At 65.0% G+C, this 19,807-nt stretch carries 8 protein-coding genes; 5 read left to right on the top strand and 3 right to left on the bottom strand.

Features of this window, described 5'->3' with window-relative positions; genetic code table 11:
• Positions 1-5: 5 nt before the first annotated feature.
• From scpA to lipL, 3 genes are all read left to right on the top strand, one after another.
• A complete protein-coding gene (scpA, locus tag AC5Y4H_RS05325) occupies positions 6-2,258 on the top strand; it encodes a methylmalonyl-CoA mutase (RefSeq protein ID WP_499979214.1) in 2,253 nt (750 codons plus the stop codon).
• Positions 2,259-3,248, top strand: a complete 990-nt coding sequence (meaB, locus tag AC5Y4H_RS05320) for a methylmalonyl Co-A mutase-associated GTPase MeaB (RefSeq protein WP_499979213.1) — start codon at positions 2,259-2,261, stop codon at positions 3,246-3,248.
• Positions 3,249-3,310: 62 nt separating this feature from the next.
• Positions 3,311-4,597 carry an esterase/beta-lactamase LipL gene (gene lipL / locus AC5Y4H_RS05315; protein ID WP_499979211.1) on the top strand — a complete coding sequence of 429 codons (1,287 nt, stop codon included), beginning with the start codon at positions 3,311-3,313 and terminating at the stop codon, positions 4,595-4,597.
• A 50-nt stretch (positions 4,598-4,647) separates the two neighbouring features.
• Here the strand turns inward: lipL and AC5Y4H_RS05310 are convergent, their stop codons facing one another.
• From AC5Y4H_RS05310 to AC5Y4H_RS05300, 3 genes are read right to left on the bottom strand one after another with little or no spacing between them, the layout of a single operon-like run.
• Complete coding sequence (locus AC5Y4H_RS05310) at positions 4,648-7,572, bottom strand: MMPL/RND family transporter (RefSeq protein WP_499979210.1); 2,925 nt, start codon at positions 7,570-7,572, stop codon at positions 4,648-4,650.
• Positions 7,573-7,579: 7 nt separating this feature from the next.
• Positions 7,580-10,504 (bottom strand): MMPL/RND family transporter, encoded by a 2,925-nt coding sequence (locus tag AC5Y4H_RS05305; RefSeq protein ID WP_499979208.1) that lies wholly within the window; start codon positions 10,502-10,504, stop codon positions 7,580-7,582.
• Complete coding sequence (locus tag AC5Y4H_RS05300; RefSeq protein WP_499979554.1) at positions 10,501-10,920, bottom strand: MmpS family transport accessory protein; 420 nt, start codon at positions 10,918-10,920, stop codon at positions 10,501-10,503. The genes AC5Y4H_RS05305 and AC5Y4H_RS05300 overlap by 4 nt, the downstream gene beginning before the upstream one ends.
• Positions 10,921-11,784: 864 nt before the next feature.
• Here AC5Y4H_RS05300 and AC5Y4H_RS05295 point away from each other — a divergent pair.
• Together AC5Y4H_RS05295 and AC5Y4H_RS05290 are read left to right on the top strand one after the other, a co-directional pair.
• Positions 11,785-11,979 carry an MbtH family NRPS accessory protein gene (locus AC5Y4H_RS05295; RefSeq protein WP_499979552.1) on the top strand — a complete coding sequence of 65 codons (195 nt, stop codon included), beginning with the start codon at positions 11,785-11,787 and terminating at the stop codon, positions 11,977-11,979.
• A 28-nt stretch (positions 11,980-12,007) separates the two neighbouring features.
• On the top strand, positions 12,008-19,807 hold a 7,800-nt coding region (locus AC5Y4H_RS05290), incomplete at its 3' end, for an amino acid adenylation domain-containing protein (RefSeq protein WP_499979207.1).

Here is a 19,807-nt window from a genome sequence, read left to right as displayed (position 1 = left end):
TTACGATGACGACCACTGCACCTGCGGTTGGCAGCTTCGCCGATGTGCCGCTGCGCAGCGAGCGGACTGTCACGCCGGCGACCGAGGCCGCGGTCGCCGAACACGTGGCGGCGGCCGCGGCCGCGCATTTGTACACACCCGACCAACTCACATGGCAGACACCGGAAGATATCGACGTCAAACCGGTGTACATCGGCGCCGACCGTGCGGCCGTCGAAGCCGAAGGGTATCCGCTGCACAGCTTCCCGGGCGAACCGCCGTTCGTGCGCGGCCCTTACCCGACGATGTATGTGAACCAGCCGTGGACTATTCGGCAGTACGCCGGCTTCTCCACCGCCGCGGAGTCCAACGCCTTCTACCGGCGCAACCTGGCCGCGGGCCAGAAGGGTCTGTCGGTGGCCTTCGACCTGGCCACCCACCGCGGTTACGACTCCGATCACCCCCGGGTGCAGGGTGACGTCGGAATGGCCGGTGTGGCAATCGATTCCATTCTCGACATGCGCCAGCTGTTTGACGGCATCGACCTGTCGACGGTGTCGGTGTCGATGACCATGAACGGCGCGGTGCTGCCGATCCTGGCGCTGTACGTGGTGGCCGCGGAGGAGCAAGGCGTTGCGCCGGAGAAGCTGGCCGGCACCATTCAGAACGACATCCTCAAAGAGTTCATGGTGCGCAACACCTACATCTATCCGCCCAAGCCGTCGATGCGCATCATCTCCGACATCTTCGCCTACACCAGCTCTAAAATGCCCAAGTTCAACTCCATCTCGATCTCGGGCTACCACATCCAGGAGGCCGGTGCCACAGCCGATCTGGAGTTGGCCTACACGCTGGCCGACGGGGTCGACTACATCAAGGCGGGCTTGGATGCCGACCTGGACATCGACAAGTTCGCACCCCGGCTGTCTTTCTTCTGGGGCATCGGGATGAACTTCTTCATGGAGGTCGCCAAGCTGCGGGCGGGCCGGCTCTTGTGGAGCGAGCTGGTCTCGCAGTTCAACCCGAAGAACGCGAAATCGCTGTCGCTGCGCACACATTCGCAGACCTCCGGTTGGTCGCTGACCGCACAGGATGCCTTCAACAACGTCGCGCGCACCTGCATCGAGGCGATGGCCGCAACGCAGGGGCACACGCAGTCGCTGCATACCAACGCCCTGGACGAGGCGCTCGCGCTGCCCACTGACTTCTCGGCCCGTATCGCCCGCAACACGCAGCTGGTGCTGCAGCAGGAGTCGGGCACGACGCGCCCGATCGACCCGTGGGCGGGCTCTTATTACGTGGAATGGCTGACCCATCACCTCGCCCAAAAGGCCCGCGCCCACATCGCCGAGGTCGCCGAGCACGGCGGCATGGCGCAGGCCATCAGCGACGGCATTCCCAAGCTGCGCATCGAGGAGGCCGCCGCACGCACCCAGGCCCGCATCGACTCGGGGATCCAGCCCGTGATCGGGATCAACAAGTACCAGGTCGAAGAGGACCAGGAGGTCGAGGTCCTCAAGGTCGAGAACAGCCGGGTGCGCGCCGAGCAGCTGGCAAAGCTGAAGGAGCTGCGGGAAACCCGCGACCAGTCGGCGGTGGACGCGGCGCTGGCGGAGCTGTCGCGCGCGGCGGCCGCCCACGGCCGCGCGGGTGAGGACGGGCTGGGCAACAACCTGCTCGCGCTGGCCATCGACGCTGCCCGCGCCAAGGCCACCGTCGGCGAGATCTCCGACGCCCTGGAGAAGGTGTATGGCCGGCACCAGGCGGAGATCCGTACCATCGCCGGGGTCTACCGCGACGAAGCTGGAAAGGCCGGAAACATGGACACCGCCACCGAGCTCGTCGAGAAGTTCGCCGAAGCCGACGGCCGGCGCCCCAGGATCCTGGTCGCCAAGATGGGCCAGGACGGCCACGACCGCGGCCAGAAGGTGATCGCGACGGCGTTCGCCGACATCGGATTCGACGTCGACGTCGGTTCGCTGTTCTCCACGCCCGAGGAGGTGGCCCGCCAGGCTGCCGACAACGACGTGCACGTGGTCGGGGTGTCCTCGCTGGCCGCCGGTCACCTGACGCTGGTGCCCGCGCTGCGCGACGCGCTGGCCGAGGTCGGGCGGCCCGACATCATGGTGGTGGTCGGCGGCGTCATCCCGCCGGGCGACTTCGACGCGCTGTACGAGGCCGGGGCCGCCGCCATCTTCCCGCCCGGGACGGTGATCGCCGACGCCGCAATCGGCTTGCTGCACAAGCTCGCCGACCGGCTGGGTTACACACTCGACTAAATGGCGTCCGAACGGAACGGCTCCGTGGAGCAATTGGCCGAGGCGGTTCGCAACGGCGACCGCGCGGCGTTGCCACGGGCGATCACGCTGCTGGAGTCCACCCGGGCCGACCATCGCGAGAAGGCCCAACAGCTGCTGCTGAAGCTAACGCCGGACGCCGGTGCTGCGTATCGGGTCGGCATCACCGGAATCCCCGGGGTGGGCAAGTCCACCAGCATCGAGGCCCTCGGCATGCATTTGATCGAACTGGGCCATCGAGTGGCGGTGTTGGCCGTCGATCCGTCGTCGACTCGCACCGGCGGCTCGATTCTGGGCGACAAGACCCGGATGGCGCGGCTGGCGATGCACCCGGATGCATACATTCGGCCGTCGCCCACGTCGGGCACCCTGGGCGGGGTGGCCAAGGCCACCCGCGAAGCGGCGGTCCTGCTGGCGGCCGCCGGGTTCGACGTGATCCTGATCGAGACCGTCGGGGTCGGTCAGTCCGAGGTGACCGTGGCGAACATGGTAGACACCTTCGTGTTGCTGACCCTGGCGCGCGGTGGCGATCAGCTCCAGGGCATCAAAAAGGGCGTGCTCGAGTTGGCCGATGTCGTCGTGGTGAATAAGGCTGACGGGGATCACCTCGCGGAAGCCCGGTCGGCGGCGCGCGAGCTGGCCGGGGCCATTCGGTTGATACATCCGCGCGAAACCCTTTGGCGGCCACCCGTTCTCACGATGAGCGCGGCCGAGGGGACCGGCCTCAAGGAACTGTGGGACACCATCGAACGTCATCGGCAGGTCCTCACCGAGGCGGGGGAATTCGAGGCGCGCCGGCGGGCCCAGCTGGTCGACTGGACCTGGCAGATGGTGCGCGACACGGTGCTGGACCGGCTGTTGTCCAGCCCGAAGGTTCGTAAGATGCGCGCCAAGATCGAACGGCAGGTCAAGGCGGGAGAGCTAACCCCGGCGCTGGCGGCCCAGCAAATATTATCGGCAGCGTCAGAATAACGGATAGATAAACAATCTGATTACGCTCCTGCCCGGTGTGAAATCCAAGTAAATTCGAAAATGTGACGGTGGAAACCCGAGTCGATCGCCGCGCGGTCCCTGTCCACGATGACCTTGACGCAGGTCATCGTGTGTCCGGCGCGGCGGACTCACACTTTGGATGCGTCGTTCGCAGCTTTGCCACCATGTTTCCCGCCCGCCGTTTCGGCGGCGGCGCTCTTGCGGTGTATCTCGACGGCCAACCCGTCGTGGACGTCTGGGCCGGTTGGGCCGACCGCGGCGGACAGCAGCCGTGGACGGCGGACACCGCCCCGATGGTGTTCTCGGCAACCAAGGGAATGGCCTCGACCGTCATCCACCGGCTCGCGGACCGCGGGCTGATCGACTACGAAGCCCCCGTCGCCGAGTATTGGCCGGAATTCGGGGCGAACGGCAAGGCCGAGCTGACCGTGCGCCAGGTGATGCGACACCAGGCCGGCCTGTCGGGCCTGCGTGGGGCCACCATGGAGGACCTGCTCGATCACGTCGTGATGGAGGAAAAGCTGGCCGCGGCGGCCCCCGGGCGGCTACTGGGCAAATCGGCATACCATGCGCTGACCTTCGGCTGGCTGATGTCGGGCCTGGGCCGCGCCGTGACGGGGAAAGGCATGGGCACCCTGATCCGCGAGGAACTCGCCCAGCCGTTGGACATCGACGGCCTGCACCTCGGCCGGCCGCCGGTCGAGGCGCCGACCCGGGTCGCCGAGATCATCGGCCCGCAAAGCATGATCAGAAACCCCGTCCTGAGCTATGTGACGCGCACGGTCGCCAACGAGATATCCGGGGCGTACCGGTCGATGTACTTCAAAGGCCTCATGGGCGCCGTTCGGGGCGACACTCCGCTGCTGGACGCGGAGATCCCGGCGGCGAACGGCGTAGCGACGGCGCGCGGCCTGGCCCGGATGTACGGCGCCATCGCCAACGGCGGCGAGGTCGACGGCACGCGATTCCTTTCCCGCCAGTTGGTCGCGGGTCTCACAGGGGAGCGGAGCCTGCGGCCGGACCGTAACCTCTACGTTCCATTGGCTTTCCACCTGGGCTACCACAGCCTGCCGATCGGGAGCGTGATGCCCGGCTTCGGTCACGTCGGCCTGGGTGGTTCCCTCGGCTGGACCGATCCGGCAAGCGGGGTGGCTTTCTCGCTGGTGCACAACCGCCTGCTGACACCGTTTGTGATGACCGATCACGCGGCGTTCGTCGGAATCTATGCGCTGATCCGCAAGGCCGCGGAGAAAGCGCGCAAGCGCGGTTTCCAGCCGATCACCGAATACGGTGCACCCTACTTCGAGCCCGGAGCGGTCGCCGGCTGACCGGCAACCATGTGTCGGAACGAGCAACGAGCCGGCGCCGGCGGCCCTGACTAGTAGGACGGAAGCCTCGTAGGCCTCGGAATCGGAGCGGTGACCGCGTCGTCGCCGCCGAACTTCTCCCCGAGCAGTTCGCGCACGACCGGCCGCGGCGGCCGGGAACGAAGCATCCGGCTGGGCGGACGAGGGCGAACGATCTGCGGCCACCAGAACCAGCGTCCCAGCAGCGCGGCGATGGACGGTGTCATGAACGAGCGGACGACCAGGGTGTCGAACAGCAAGCCCAGGCCGATGGTCGTGCCGACCTGACCGATAATCCGCAAATCGCTCGCCGCCATCGATGCCATGGTGAAGGCGAAGACCAGGCCCGCATTCGTCACGACCTTGCCGGTACCGGCCATCGCGCGAATGATGCCGGTGTTGATGCCGCTGGCTATTTCCTCTTTCATCCGGGACACCAGCAGCAGGTTGTAGTCAGACCCCACCGCCAAAAGGACGATGACGGACATCGGAAGCACCATCCAGTGCAATTTGAAGCCCAGAACGTACTGCCAAATCAGCACCGACAGGCCGAACGACGCGCCCAACGACAGCGCCACCGTGCCGACGATGACCAGCGCGGCCACAAAGCTTCGGGTGAGGACAAGCATGATGATGAAGATGAGGCAGAGCGCACCGATTCCCGCGATATACAGGTCGTATTTCGCCCCGTCGTGGAAGTCCTTGAAGGTCGACGCCGTCCCGGCGAGATAGACGTTGGCACTCTCGAGGGGCGTCGTCTTGAGCGCCTCTTCGGCCGCCGTTTTGATCTTGTCGATCCTCGCTATGCCCTCGGGCGTGGCGGGGTCGCCCCGGTGCGAAATGATGAACCGCGCGGCCTTCCCATCCGGAGACAAGAACGACTCCATCGCCTTCTTGAAGTCCGGGTTGTCGAACACTTCCGGCGGCAGGTAGAAGGAATCGTCGTTCTTGGCCGCGTCGAACGCCTCTCCCATGGCAGTGGTGTTCGAGCTCGATTCGTCCATCCCGCCGAGCATCCCGGCCATCGTGCTGTGCATCCTCAGGATCATGTTCCTGGCGTCTTCGGCCATCGCGATCATCGGGGGATATTGCGCGAGCAACTCCGGCAACAGAGCGTCCATGTTGTCGAGATCCTTGACAAGGTCTTCCATCTTGTCGCCGAGCTCGTCAATACCGTCGATCGTGTCGAATACCGCTCTGAACGAGTTGCAAATCGGAATGTCGTAGCAATGCTTTTCCCAATAGAAGTAGCTGCGAATCGGTCGGAAGAAATCTTCAAAGTCCGAAACGTGGTCCCTCAACTCATTCACCACGCCGACCATCTCTTTGGTGACGCCGATCGAGTGATGGGTGATGTCGGTGAGTTGCGATTGCAATGCGTACAGGCGTTTCATCGTCGCGATCTGCGTCGACATCATGTCCGCTTGTTTGAGCATGTCATCGGCGCGCATCTGCATGTATTGCTCGTATTGAAGCTGAGTCGCGTTTTTCAGGCTGAGCAAGAAGGGGATGGAGGTGTGTTCGATCGGGGTACCCTCGGGCCGCGTTATGCCCTGCACCCGAGAAATGCCGGGAACTCGGAAGATCGCCTTGGCCACCCTGTGCAACACCAGAAAGTCAGCTGGGTTACGCATGTCGTGATTCGATTCGAGCAGCAAGATTTCGGGCATCATTCGGGACTGCGAAAAGTGCCGATCCGCGGCCGCATACCCGACATTCGCAGGGATGTCTTTAGGGATATAGAGCTTGTCGTTGTAACTGGTTTTATAGCCCGGCAGCGTCGCCAGACCGATCAGCGCGATCGCGATGGTCGCGACGAGGATCGGCCCGGGCCAGCGGACGATCGCTGTGCCGATCCTGCGCCACCGGCCGTAGCCGATCGCGCGCTTGGGGTCGAAGATTCCGAACCCACTTCCCAGGGTCAGAACCGCTGGAACCAGCGTGAGCGCCACCACGACCGCGACGACCATGCCCACCGCGCACGGCATGCCCATGGTCTGGAAAATGGGCATTCGGGTAAAGCTCAGGCACATGATTGCGCCGGCGATCGTCAAACCAGATCCCAAGACAACGGGCGTGACGCCGCGGTAGGTGGTGTGGTACGCCGTTTCCGGGTCCTGACCCGACTGACGGGCCTCTTGATATCGCCCGAGGAAGAAGATCGCGTAGTCGGTTCCGGCTGCCATCGCGAGGGCCGTGAGCAGGCTGGTGGCGAACGTCGAGAGCACCAAAATGTTGTTATTACCGAGAAATGCGACGATTCCCCGCGCCGCCAGTACTTCGACCCCGACCGTGAGCAACAACAGAACGACGGTGGTGATCGAACGATAGACGAAAAGCAGTACCAGGAAGATGATCACGGCGCCTATGGCGGTCATCTTCAGGATGGATCTGTCACCACTGCGCTGCATATCCGATACAAGCGCTGCCGGACCGGTGACGTAGGCCTTGACGCCCGGTGGCGGCGGCGTCCGGCCCACGATGTCCCGGACCGCGGCCACCGATTCCTGTCCCAGCGTCGTGCCCTGGTTACCGGCCAGATTCACTTGCACATACGTGGCCATGCGATCGGGGCTCTGGGCGCCGCCTGCCGTGAGGCGGTCTCCCCACAGGTCCTGCACATGCTGAACGTGCTTCGGATCGGCCCTGAGATCACGAACTAATTTGTCGTAGTACGTGTGAGCGTCGGGGCCGAACGGCTGCTTCGCCTCGAGCACGACCATCGCGAAACTGTCGGAGTCGGATTCCTTGAAATCACGGCCCATTCGCTTCATGGCCTGCACCGCCGGCGCGTCTTGAGGAGCCAGCGGCACGGAATGCTTCTGCCCGACATGCTCCAGCGACGGAACTGCCAGGCTCACCACCGCGGTCAGCGCCACCCAAGCCAAGATGATGGGCACCGACAACCTGCGGATCATCCGCGCCAGCGCGGGCTCCCGAGAGTATTTGGTACTCATGCGGCGATCAACTGGGAATTCCGCTACCGACGGGAGGCTGTTTCAGCAGGGCGCGGACCAACGGGCGGGATCCTGTCGGGCGAAGCAAAGCGCTGGCGGGGCGGGGGCGTACTCGTTGCGGCCACCAGAACCAGCGTCCCAGCAGCGCGGCAATGGATGGGGTCATGAACGCACGGACGATCAGCGTGTCGAACAGCAGGCCCAGCCCGATCGTCGTGCCGATCTGGCCGATGATGACCAAGTCGCTGACGATCATTGACGCCATCGTGAATGCGAACACCAGACCGGCATTTGTCACGACCTTGCCGGTGCCACCCATCGCGCGGATGATGCCCGTCTTGATGCCGGCGCCCAATTCCTCTTGCATACGCGCTACCAGCAACAAGTTGTAGTCAGACCCCACCGCCAGGAGCACCAGTACGGCCATGATGAGGACGAGCCAGTGTATTGGTACGCCGAGTAAATACTGCCAGACCAGCACGGACAATCCGAAGGATGCACCCAGCGACAGCAATACCGTTCCCACAATGACCAACGCGGCAACGAAACTTCGCGTCACGATCAGCATGATGATGAAAATCAGGCAGCACGCCGCGACTCCCGCAATCAGCAGGTCGTACTTGGAGCCGTCGATGATGTCTTTGGTGAACGCCGCGGTGCCGGTCAGGTATACCCTGGCGGATTCCAGCGGAGTGCCTTTGAGCGCTTCCTCCGCCGCGCTCTTAATCGCGTCGACCCTTCCGATGCCCTCGGGCGACGCGGGATCGGCCTTTTGCGTGATGAGCATCCGAGCGGCCTTGCCGTCCGGCGACACGAAAATATCCAATACCCGTTTGAAGTCCGCATTATTGAAGACCTCGGGGGCGATATAGAAGGAATCGTCGTTCTTGGCGGCGTCGAACGCCTTACCCATAGCCGTCGAGTTATTGGTCGCCTCGTCCATCGATGACATGATCCCGGACATGGTGCTGTGCATGGTCAACATCATGGTTCGCATGCTCTGCATGGTCTCGATCATCGTCGGGAACTGCGCGACGATTTGCGGCATTATGAGGTCTATCTGATCAAGGTCTTTTACCAAGTCCGACAATTTGTCGGTGATTTCGTCGACGCCATCGAGTGTGTCGAAGATGGATCGCAGAGAAAAGCAGATCGGGATGTCGTAACAGTGCTTTTCCCAGTAGAAATAGCTGCGGATCGGCCTCCAAAAGTCCTCGAAATCCGAAATGTGATCGCGCATCTCGTTGGTGATCGCCTGCATGTCGTGCGTCTCGCCGACCATGTGATGGGTGGTCGCGACGAGCTGTTGCATCAGGCCGTACATGTGCTGCATGAGGGCGATCATTTTTGCCAACTCGTCGGCCTGCACGAGCATGTCATTCATGCGTTCCTTCTGGAACGGCATGATCTCCAGCTGTGCCGCGTTCTGCATGCCGATCATGAACGGGATCGACGTGTGCGCGATCGGTGTGCCTTCAGGCCTCGTGAGGCCCTGCACGGTGGAGATACCTGGAACTGCGAGGACGCCCTTGGCGAGCTTGTCCAGCACCAATGCGTCTGCCGAGTTTCGGAGGTCGTGATCGGCCTCCACCATCAAAATCTCGGGCGACATCATCCGCGACGGGGGAAAGTGCCGCTTGGCGGCCGCGAAGCCCTGGGCGGCAGGAATGTTCGACGGGATGTAGTTCATGTCGTTGTAGCTCGGTCGGTAGCCCGGCAGCGTCAGCAGGCCGACGAGCGCGACCGCCAAAGTCGCGAGGAGGATGGGGGCCGGCCACCGCACGATCGAGGTGCCGATCCGCCGCCATCGGTGTGCCGTAATGCGTCGTTTGGGGTCGAACAGGCCGAAGCGACCGCCGACGTGAAGGACCGCCGGAACCAGCGTGAGGGCTACCGCGACGGCGACCACCACGCCGAGCGCGCAAGGCACCGCCAGAGCCTGGAAATGGGGCAGTCGGGTGAATTTGAGGCAGAAGAGGGCCCCGGCGATGGTCAAACCGGAGGCTAGAACAATCTTTGCCGTGCCGTGGTATGTCGTGTAGTAGGCCGTTTCTCGGTCCTCGCCGGCCTGGCGGGCCTCGTGATATCGACCGAAGAAGAAGATTCCGTAGTCGGTCCCCGCCGCGATGCCGATTGACACCAGCAGATTTACCGCAAACGTCGTGAGACCAATAATTCCGTGATCGCCAAGGAACGCCACGATTCCCCGGGCCACCTGCAGTTCTATCCCGACCATCAGTAACAAGACGATGACGGTGACGATCGATCGGTAGACGAGAAGCAACGTAATGAAGATCACCGCGAGGCTCACCGCGGTGATGAGGATGACCGTACGGTCACCGCTGTGGCCCATATCCGAGACGATCGCCGCGGGTCCGGTGACATACGCCTTGACGCCCGGCGGAGCCGGGGTGCGCGCCACAACGTGCTCGAGGGCCAAGGTCGAGTCGTTCGCCTCGCTCGAGCCCGGGTTCCCGCGCACCGCCACTTGTACGTACGCGGCTTTACCGTCGGCGCTTTGCGCAGCTCCCGCCGTGAGCGGATCACCCCAGAAATTCTGGATGTGCTGGACGTGTTTCGGATCGGCTTGTAACTGGCGGATTATGTTGTTGTAGTAGCTGTGCGCGGCATCGCCGAGTGGCTCCTGCCCCTCCAGGACGATGATCGCGCCGCTGCCGGAGTCATTCTCTTTGAACTTGTCACCGATGCGCTTCGACGCCTTGAACGAGGGCGCATCGGTGGGATCCAGCGATATTGAATGGGTTTGCTCGACCTTCTCCAACGAAGGGATGGTGATGCCCATGATTACGACGAGCGCCACCCAAGCCAGAATGATGGGCACTGAAAATCGACGGATTGTGCGCGGCGCGAAGGGCGGCCTGGCCTGCTCGTCGCGCAACGCCTGCTCGTAGCGCAGTCGTGGCTGGCTCATGCTGACTTCAGCAGGCAGAAGGTGAATGCGGCCGTTTCATGAGTAGTTTTTTCGGATTTGACCACATTGTCGACGAGAATGCGGCAGCCGATGCTGTTGGTATCGCCTTGGGCCACAACGTTTCCGACCGCCGTCGCCGAGGTGATGGCGAACTCCAGTGACCAGGGCAGGCTTTCTGCCTTGAGGTGTTGGGGTTCGCCATTGACGTCGAAGTAGCTGATGGCGGCCACGGTCCCCGGTGGGCCGAAGACCTCGTATCTCAGATGCTTGGGGTTGAAGGGCTTGGAATCATTCACCCTGGTGTCGGAGTACGAGAGTTGTTTCTCAGAGCCGAAGATGCCGTGCAGTCGTGACACGGTGAAGCCTCCTGCAACAACCACGGCGAGTATGACCAGCGGCACCCACAGCCGTCCCAGAACTTTGAAAATCGAAAACCCCCGATTTCGCCGGATCTCTCGAGATCCACTCAGCGTTGGTGGCGCAGCGGGAGGCCGGCCCGCGCTTCGCGGGAGACCGGCTCGGCTGCCGGGCTCTTGTCCAGTGTGCAAGGGAGTTGTGTCAGCGACATCGGAGTCGGCTCCAGCAACGTCTCGCACCCCCTGCTCGACCATCGCATCCAACCTTCCACCCGCGTCCACACTGGCGTATGTCAGTTGTTCGAACTTGCAACTTACACATCAAACGCGGTCCACCAAAGAGCAAGCACTTCGAGCATGGACGCCGCAGATCAGCCGTGCGGCGATCACCTCAAATCAGCAGCGCATCAGGGACCGCGACCTGATTCTGACGAGTAAACCACGCGCGTGGTCTCCGTATCGGCACTTTCCCAACGCGATATTGGATCGTAATGCACCCTACGCCCGCGAAGGGTACCGCCGTCGCCGGCCGATGGGCGAGCGTGTCCCGTCCTGCGTCTCGGTCTCATAACCCCCGCGCGCGCCAGGCGTGCGCGGATCGGGCAACAGTGCGCGGCGCGGCGAAGCGGTCACGCAGGGATGGGCAGAGTGGCGAATTGGCTGCCGCGGCGGCGAGTCGCCGCACCGTCAGCGAACGTTTGGGGGCTCCCAGGACGCTATTTACTGGCCGGTAAATAAGTGGTGCCGTCGGCCGATCGCTGCACGTCAGCGCACCGTAAACCAAACGGCCGCGATTCTTCCGCCACCGTTCTTAGAGCTACGCCAGAATGTTCGCCGAAACCGGTACAGGCCGTGACCACCTCCACTATGGTTTGGAGCGGTTTCATCTCGCCTTCGGTCGGCTGGAGGAACTTTTGAGGATCGATCCGTTCGACAGCCGTACGGGGGAGCTTTCTGGTCTTGGGCATCAACGTGGAGCACCACAGCCTGTGGGGCGGCGCCCCAGTCGGCTGCCGGCCGGCCTCCGGCGTGGCGAAGCGTGCTTCGTGTCTGGATTCCATCGAACAGAACCGGAGCAATACGCGGCCGTTGAGTCTTCCAACCGGGCCGGGCTTCTGATCACCAGTTCTGTTAGTTGAAGGAGTCGATGGTGCTTGGGGACCGGGCACTACCACTGACGCGGGGACAGCTAGAGATTTGGCTTGCGCAGGAGACGGGTCAACTCGGCACGGGGTGGCAGCTGGGCCTGTTCGTGAAGTTCGAGGGCCCGGTAGAACGTGAAGCCCTCGAGTGGGCGATCCGCCGATCCGTAAGCGAAGCCGAGCCACTGCGAGCCGCCTTCTTCGAGGTGGACGGCCAGGTCGTGCAAAGCGTGATCGACTACCCGGAGGTCAAGGTCGACTTCTATGACCTGACCTGCTCGAGCGATTCGCTGCACGAGGCCCAACGGATAGCGTCGTCAATACAAAGCACACCGATGCCGTTTACCGGGCCGCTCTTCAAGTTTGCGCTCTTTCAGGTGCGTCACGATGAGTTCTATCTGTTCTGGTGCGTCCACCACATAGTCCTGGATGGATCGGGCATAGCGCTGATCGGCCAGCGGCTTGCGGCCGTCTACTCCGCGGTGGTCTCCGGGGCGCCCATTCCTGGTGCCCTCTTGGGTTCCTTGCAGGACTTGGTTGACTGCGAGCAGGAATACGAGGCGTCCAAGGAATATCTGGAAGACCAGAGCTATTGGGCGCAGAATCTCCCGGCTCAGAGCGGAGAGCAGCATCGCCTGCCCCAGCCCGGGGGCACGCGGGAGCCGGAGCCGCCTTCTGATCCGGTTCGGTTAAACCCCTTGACGATTCGGCGCATCGACGAGTTATGCCGGGTGTGGAATGTGCCTCGCTCGTCGGTCGTCACCGCGGCATGCGCGCTTCTGGTCCGCGGGTACCACGCGGATGGGTCAGAGGTCGTGCTCGATTTTCCCGTCAGCAGGCGCGTGCGTCCGGAGTCGAAAACGCTTCCGGGGATGGTCGCCGGAGTTGTCCCCCTGGTGTTGAGGCTGTCGCCCACGTCCACGGTCGCCGACTTCTGCGGATACGTGGACACCCGAATACGGGAAGCGGTGCGGCACCAAAGGTTTCCGGTGGAAGCCCTCGAGCGCAAAGCGCGAGGGCATGGGCGGTCATTCGACAGGGTGACCGTCAACTTCCTGCCGTCTCGATTCGCCCTGCCGTTTGGCGGCGTCTCGGCTTCGGCCTTTTTGACCAACAGCGGCGTCGTAGACGGCTTCGGCCTGATGTTCTCCAGCTCCGGTGACGACCTTTTCCTCAGCACGGCGTCGAACGGGCAGTCGTCCTGGAATTTCGAGGTCCGTGATCTGGCGAGACGGCTGGATCGGGTCTTGGCTGCCATGACCGTCGACCCGACGCGGCGGCTGTCGACGATCGACCTGCTGGATGCCGCTGAGCACGACCGGTTCGATGGTTGGGGCAACCAGGTGGCGTTGACCCGGCCGCTGAGCACGTCGGCTTCGATCCCAACGCTGTTCGCTGCGCAAGTGGCCCTCGCTCCGGAGGCGTTGGCGCTGACGTATGAGGGCCGCTCGATGTCTTACAGGGAACTCGACGAGACGTCCAACAGGCTGGCTCATCTCCTGGCCGCCGACGGTGTGGGTCCCGGACATCGGGTGGCGTTGCTGTTGGAGCGCTCGGCCAAGACGGTCGTCGCGATGTTGGCGGTTCTCAAAACCGGTGCGGCCTATGTGCCCATCGACCCGGCGCACCCCGACGCGCGCATCGAATTCATGGTCGACGATGCCGCGCCGACCGTCGCGGTCGCCTCGTCGGGCCTGCGCCCCCGGCTGGACGGATGCGGCGTCCCCGTCGTCGATGTCGATGACCCTCGGATCGAGACCTGCCCGGACACGCCCTTGCAGGCACCCGCGCCCGACGACATCGCCTACCTGATCTACACCTCGGGCACCACCGGCGTGCCCAAGGGGGTGGCTGTGAGCCACCGGAACGTCACCCAGCTGCTCGAGGTGCTGGACACCTACCTGCCCAGGCCCGGGGTGTGGACGCAGTGTCACTCGTACGGGTTCGACTCCTCGGTATGGGAGATCTTCGGTTCGCTGCTCGGTGGCGGGCGGCTGGTGGTGGTGCCCGAAGAGGTGGCCAGTTCCCCGGCGGACCTGCACGCGTTGCTCATGACCGAGCAGGTCACCGCGCTCGCCCGAACCCCGTCGGCGTTGGGGGTGTTGTCGCCCCAGGGCTTGGCATCGATGGCGGTCATGGTCGCCGGCGAGCCATGCCCGGCCGAGTTGGTGGATCGGTGGGCACCGGGACGGACGATGCGCAACGCCTACGGCCCGACCGAGACGACGATGGTCGTGGCAATCAGCGCGCCGCTCGAGGCGGGGTCGGCGGAGGCAGGGTCGGTGCCGATCGGTCGGCCGGTACCCGGTGCGGCCCTGTTCGTACTGGACGGGTGGTTGCATTCGGTGCCGTTCGGCGCGGTGGGTGAGTTGTATGTCGCCGGTGCCGGGCTGGCCTATGGGTATGCGGACCGGGCCGGCCTGAGTGCGTCGCGATTCGTGGCGTGCCCGTTTGGGGGCGCGGGACAGCGCATGTATCGCACCGGCGACCTGGTGTGCTGGGGCGCTGACGGGCAGCTGCGGTATGTCGGGCGCGCCGACGAGCAGGTCAAGATTCGCGGGTACCGCATCGAGCTGGGTGAAGTGCAGGCGGCGTTGGCCGGCCTCGACGGGGTCGAGCAGGCGGCGGTGATCGTCCGTGAGGACCGCCCCGGCGACAAACGTCTGGTCGGCTATGTCACCGGTATCGCCGACCCGGCCGCCGCGCGCGCGAACCTGGCGGAGCGGCTGCCGGGCTACATGGTCCCGACCGCGGTGGTGGTCCTCGACGCGCTGCCCCTGACGACCAACGGCAAACTCGATGTCCGCGCGTTGCCGGCGCCGGAGTACCAGCACGGGGACCGTTACCGGGCGCCGGCAAGCGCGACCGAGGAGATCCTGGCCGGGATCTACGCCCAGGTGCTGGGACTCGAGCGGGTCGGCGTCGACGAGTCGTTCTTTGAGCTGGGTGGGGACAGCATTCTGTCGATGCAGGTGGTGGCCCGGGCGCGGGCGGCCGGCCTGGTGTTTCGGCCCCGTCACGTGTTCGTCGAGCAGACGGTGGCCCGGCTTGCCCGGGTTGCCACGGTGGCCAGCGGCGACGCCGGCGGCATTGACGAGGGCGTCGGGCCGGTCATCGCGACCCCGATCATGCGGTCGCTGCAGGACATCGGTGGCCCGGTTGACCAGTTCAACCAGACGGTGGTGGTGCATGCCCCGCCCGGCGTGAGCGAGCCCGATGTGGTGGCCATGTTGCAGGCGCTGCTGGATCGCCATGGCATGTTGCGGCTGCGCGCTGAGGACGACGGCGCGGGCAATTGGTTGCTTCAGGTTCCCGAACCCGGTTCGGTGGATGCCGGCGATTGCCTGCGCGCGGTGGAAGCGTTGTCCGAGGAGGCGCTGGTCGAGGCGCGGTCGAGGCTGAACCCGGCCGCCGGGGTGATGCTCAGCGCACTGTGGGCCGGCTCGACTGGTCAGTTGGCGCTGATCATTCACCACCTGGCCGTGGACGGGGTGTCGTGGCGGATTCTGCTGGAGGACCTCAACCTCGCGTGGGTCCAGCGCCGCGGCGGGCAGCCGATAGCTCTTCCGGCGGCGGGAACCTCGTTCGCCCGGTGGTCGTCGCTGCTGGCCGAGCACGCATGCACGCCGGCGGTCGTCGATCAGGCCGACACGTGGCGGCAGGTGGCGGCCACACCGGCGGTGCTGCCGGCGGTGCGGCCCGGGGTCGACACGTTCGCCGCGGCCGGCCGTTTGTCCGTGTCGCTGGACGCGGAGACCACCCGGGTGCTGCTGGGCGAGGTGCCGACGGCATTTCATGCCGGGGTGCACGACATTTTGCTGATCGCCTTCGCGTTGGCAGTCGCGGAGTTTTCCGGGCGCCGTGGCGCGCCGATCGGCATCGACGTGGAGGGACACGGACGCCACGAGGAGCTGGCCCCCGATGTCGACCTGACGCGCACCGTGGGATGGTTCACCACCAAATATCCCGCGGCGCTACGCGTCAGCGGGTTGACGTGGGCACAAGTGGTCGCCGGTGAGGCGGCGCTGGGAGCGTTGGTCAAGGACGCCAAGGAGCAGCTGCGCGCCCTGCCGGATCCGTTGAGTTACGGTTTGCTGCGCTACTTGAATCCCGACATCGAGCTGGCCGGCCCCGACCCGGCGATCGGGTTCAACTATCTGGGCCGATTGGGTTCGGCGGCCGAGGTATTCGACGATGTATGGCGGGTTCACCGGGACGGGCTGTCGCTCAGCGGCGCCGTCGCGGGGATGCCGGCGGCGATGCCGTTGCCGCACACCGTGGAGCTCAACGCCGGCACGGTGGACACCGAATCCGGTCCACAGCTGCACGCCAACTGGACGTGGGCCCCATCGGCGGTGGACCGCGAAGAGGTCGACCGGCTGGGCCGGTTGTGGTTTGAGGCCCTGGCCGGGATCTGCGCGCATGTTCGCGGCGGCGGGGGCGGGTGGACGCCGTCCGATGTCGCTCCCGCTCGTTTGACCCAGCCCCAGCTCGACGAGCTGCAGGAGCAGTACCGCATCGCTGATGTGTTGCCGCTGACCCCCTTGCAGCAGGGACTGCTGTTCCACAGCAGCACCGCACAGGGCGGCCACGATGTGTACGCGGTGCAGCTCGACATCACTTTCAGCGGATCCCTCGACCAGGATCGGCTACGCGGGGCGCTGCACACGGTGGTGACCCGGCATCCCAACCTGGCGGCCCGATTCTGCGCGGACTTCGACGAGCCGGTGCAGATCATCCCGGCCGATCCGGTGCTGCCGTGGCGGTACATCGACCTGGACGGCGCTGACTTGGACGTCGACGACTGGGTCGAGGAGATTGGTGCTGCCGAACGGGCCGCGGTGTGCGATCTGGCTGACCCGCCGTCATTCAGGGCGGTGCTGATTCGGACCGCGAAAGACCGGCACCGATTGGTGCTGACCAATCACCACATCGTCCTGGACGGCTGGTCGTTGCCGATCCTGCTGGGCGAAATCTTCGCCGGCTACTACGGACGCCAGCTGCCCTCGGCGCCGTCGTACCGCCATTTTGTCGGCTGGCTGGCCGGGCGGGATCGCGATGCGGCCCACGCGGCCTGGCGTGAGGTGCTGGCCGGTCTCGACACCCCGACCTTGGTGAGTCCGCCAGGGCGATTAGAGCCGGGACCGCCAGGCGCTGAATCGTTTTGGATCTCTGCGGAGCTCACCCGCGCCGTCGGCGAGTTGGCGCGCACGCAGCACACCACTGTCAACGTCGTGCTGCAGGCGGCGTGGGCGCAGGTGCTGGTGTGGCTGACCGGCCAGCACGATGTGGCCTTCGGCACCGCGGTGTCGGGGCGGCCGGCGGAAGTGGCCGGTGCTGATTCGATGGTGGGGCTGTTGATCAACACGGTCCCGATGCGGGCACGCATCAGCGCGGCAACCACGGGCACCGACCTGCTGGATCGGCTGCAGGATTTCCACAACCACACGGTGGAGCATCAGCATCTGGCGCTGGCCGAGATCCACCGCGCCACCGGACACGACCAGCTGTTCGACACCTTGTTCGTGTTCGAAAACTACCCCGTGGACACCGCCGCGTTGGTGGGCGGCCAGGACTTGGCCATCACCTCGTTCCATATGCACGAATCCACCCACTACCCGCTGACGGTCGCCGCCATTCCAGGTCCCGAATTGGGCCTGCGCGTCGAGTACGACGCCGACGTGTTCGACGCAGCCAGGGTCAAGTCGCTCTTCGCGCGAATGCAAACCGTGCTGGTGGCCATGACCTCCGATGCGACTCGGCGGTTGTTGTCGCTTGACCTCCTCGATGAAGATGAGCGGACCGGGCTGGATGAGTGGGGCAATCTGGCGGTGCTGGGCCGCCCTTCGGCGTCGGTGTCGATTCCGGAGTTGTTTGCCGCACAGGTGGCGCGAACGCCGGACGCGTTGGCGCTGACCTGCGATGGCCGCTCCATCTCCTATCGGGAGCTGGACGAGGCCTCGAATCGGTTGGCGCACTTGTTGGTTGGGTTAGGAGCGGGCCCGGGGGAGTGTGTGGCGCTGTTGGTGCCGCGCTCGGCCGAAGCGATCGTGGCGATCCTGGGGATCCTGAAAACCGGGGCCGCCTACGTTCCGATCGATCCCGCGCTGCCCGCGGCGCGGATCGAGTTCATGGTCGCCGACGCCACGCCGGTCGCCGCGGTGACGACGGGGACGCTCGCCGACCGGCTTGGCGAATCCGGGGTGGTGGTCGTCGATGTCGACGATCCGGCCGTGCTCAGCCAGCTCAGCACCGGGTTGCCGGCGGCGCCGGTGCCGGATGATGTCGCTTACCTGATTTACACCTCGGGCACTACCGGTGTGCCCAAAGGGGTTGCAGTTGCACATCGCAGCGTCGCCCAGCTGTTGAACACCGAGGCCGGTGGTCTGGCGGTCGGGGCCGGGCGGGTGTGGTCGCAATGGCATTCGCTGGTGTTCGACGTGTCGGTGTACGAGATTTTCGGGGCGTTGTTGCATGGCGGGCGGTTGGTCGTGGTGCCCGAGGAGGTGGCCGCGTCACCGGATGACCTGCACGCCTTGCTGATTCGCGAACAGGTCACCGTCTTGAACCAGACGCCCTCGGCGGTGGGGGTGTTGCCGGCGGCGGGGCTGGAGTCGGCGGCATTGGTGGTGGCCGGTGAGGCCTGTCCGGTCGAGTTGGTGGATCGCTGGGCGCCGGATCGGGTGCTGATCAACGCCTACGGCCCCACCGAGGCGACGGTGTATGCGGCGGCCAGTGCGCCGCTGTCGGCGGGCTCTCCGGTGGTGCCCATCGGTTCTCCGGTGGCCGGGGCTGCGCTGTTCGTGCTCGACGCCGGGCTGCGCCGGGTGTCGGCCGGCGTGGTGGGCGAGCTGTATGTGGCCGGAGCCGGGCTGGCCTACGGGTATGCGCGCCGGCCGGGCTTGACGTCGTCGCGGTTCGTGGCATGTCCGTTCGGTGCGGGGCAACGGATGTATCGCACCGGGGATTTGGTGCGGTGGGGCGCCGACGGGCAGTTGCAGTATTTGGGCCGCGCGGATGATCAGGTGAAGATCCGTGGCTATCGCATCGAGCTGGGTGAGGTGCAGGCCGCCCTGGCCGGCGTCGAGGGTGTTGACCAGGCGGCGGTGATCGCGCGTGAGGACCGTCCCGGCGACAAGCGGTTGGTCGGATACATCACGGGTACTGCGGACGCGACCCAGGTCCGCGAAGAGCTGGCTGAGCGCCTGCCCGCGTACATGGTGCCGGCGGCGGTGGTGGTGCTTGACGCGTTGCCGTTGACGGTCAACGGCAAGCTGGACCGGCGGGCGTTGCCGGCGCCGGAGTATGGCGATGTCGATCATTACCGGGCTCCGGCCACCGCGGTCGAGGAGATCTTGGCCGGGATCTTCGCCCAGGTCTTGGGCTTGGACCGGGTCGGGGTCGATGAGTCGTTCTTCGATGTGGGTGGCGATTCACTCTCGGCGATGCGAGCCATCGCCGCGGCCAATAAGACTCTGAAAGCCCATCTTTCGGTGCGCACGCTGTTCGAGGCTCCCACGGTGGCCCAGTTGGCACCGCGACTGGGTGGCGACGGTAGTGGGCTGGAGCCGCTGGTGGCGGTGGAGCGGCCTTCGGCGGTGCCGTTGTCGTTTGCGCAGAATCGGTTGTGGTTCATCGACCAGTTGCAGGGCCCGTCCGCGGTGTACAACATGGCGGTGGCGTTGCGGCTCAGTGGGCGCCTGAATGCCGAGGCGTTGGGGGCCGCGCTGGCCGATGTGGTGGGTCGGCACGAGAGCCTGCGAACACTGTTCCCGTCGGCGGATGGCGTCCCGCGGCAGGTGGTG

It is taken from the genome of Mycobacterium sp. NGS58, from assembly GCF_059812385.1.
Note: the sequence above shows the minus strand (reverse complement) of the source record. Positions and strands in the feature narration are given on the sequence as shown.

Excerpts from the sequence above, each read along its gene's own strand:
- meaB (WP_499979213.1), top strand. The coding sequence starts at position 2,259 with ATGGCGTCCGAACGGAACGGCTCCGTGGAGCAATTGGCCGAGGCGGTT.
- AC5Y4H_RS05305 (WP_499979208.1), bottom strand. The coding sequence starts at position 10,504 with ATGAGCCAGCCACGACTGCGCTACGAGCAGGCGTTGCGCGACGAGCAG.
- AC5Y4H_RS05310 (WP_499979210.1), bottom strand. The coding sequence starts at position 7,572 with ATGAGTACCAAATACTCTCGGGAGCCCGCGCTGGCGCGGATGATCCGC.
- scpA (WP_499979214.1), top strand. The coding sequence starts at position 6 with ATGACGACCACTGCACCTGCGGTTGGCAGCTTCGCCGATGTGCCGCTG.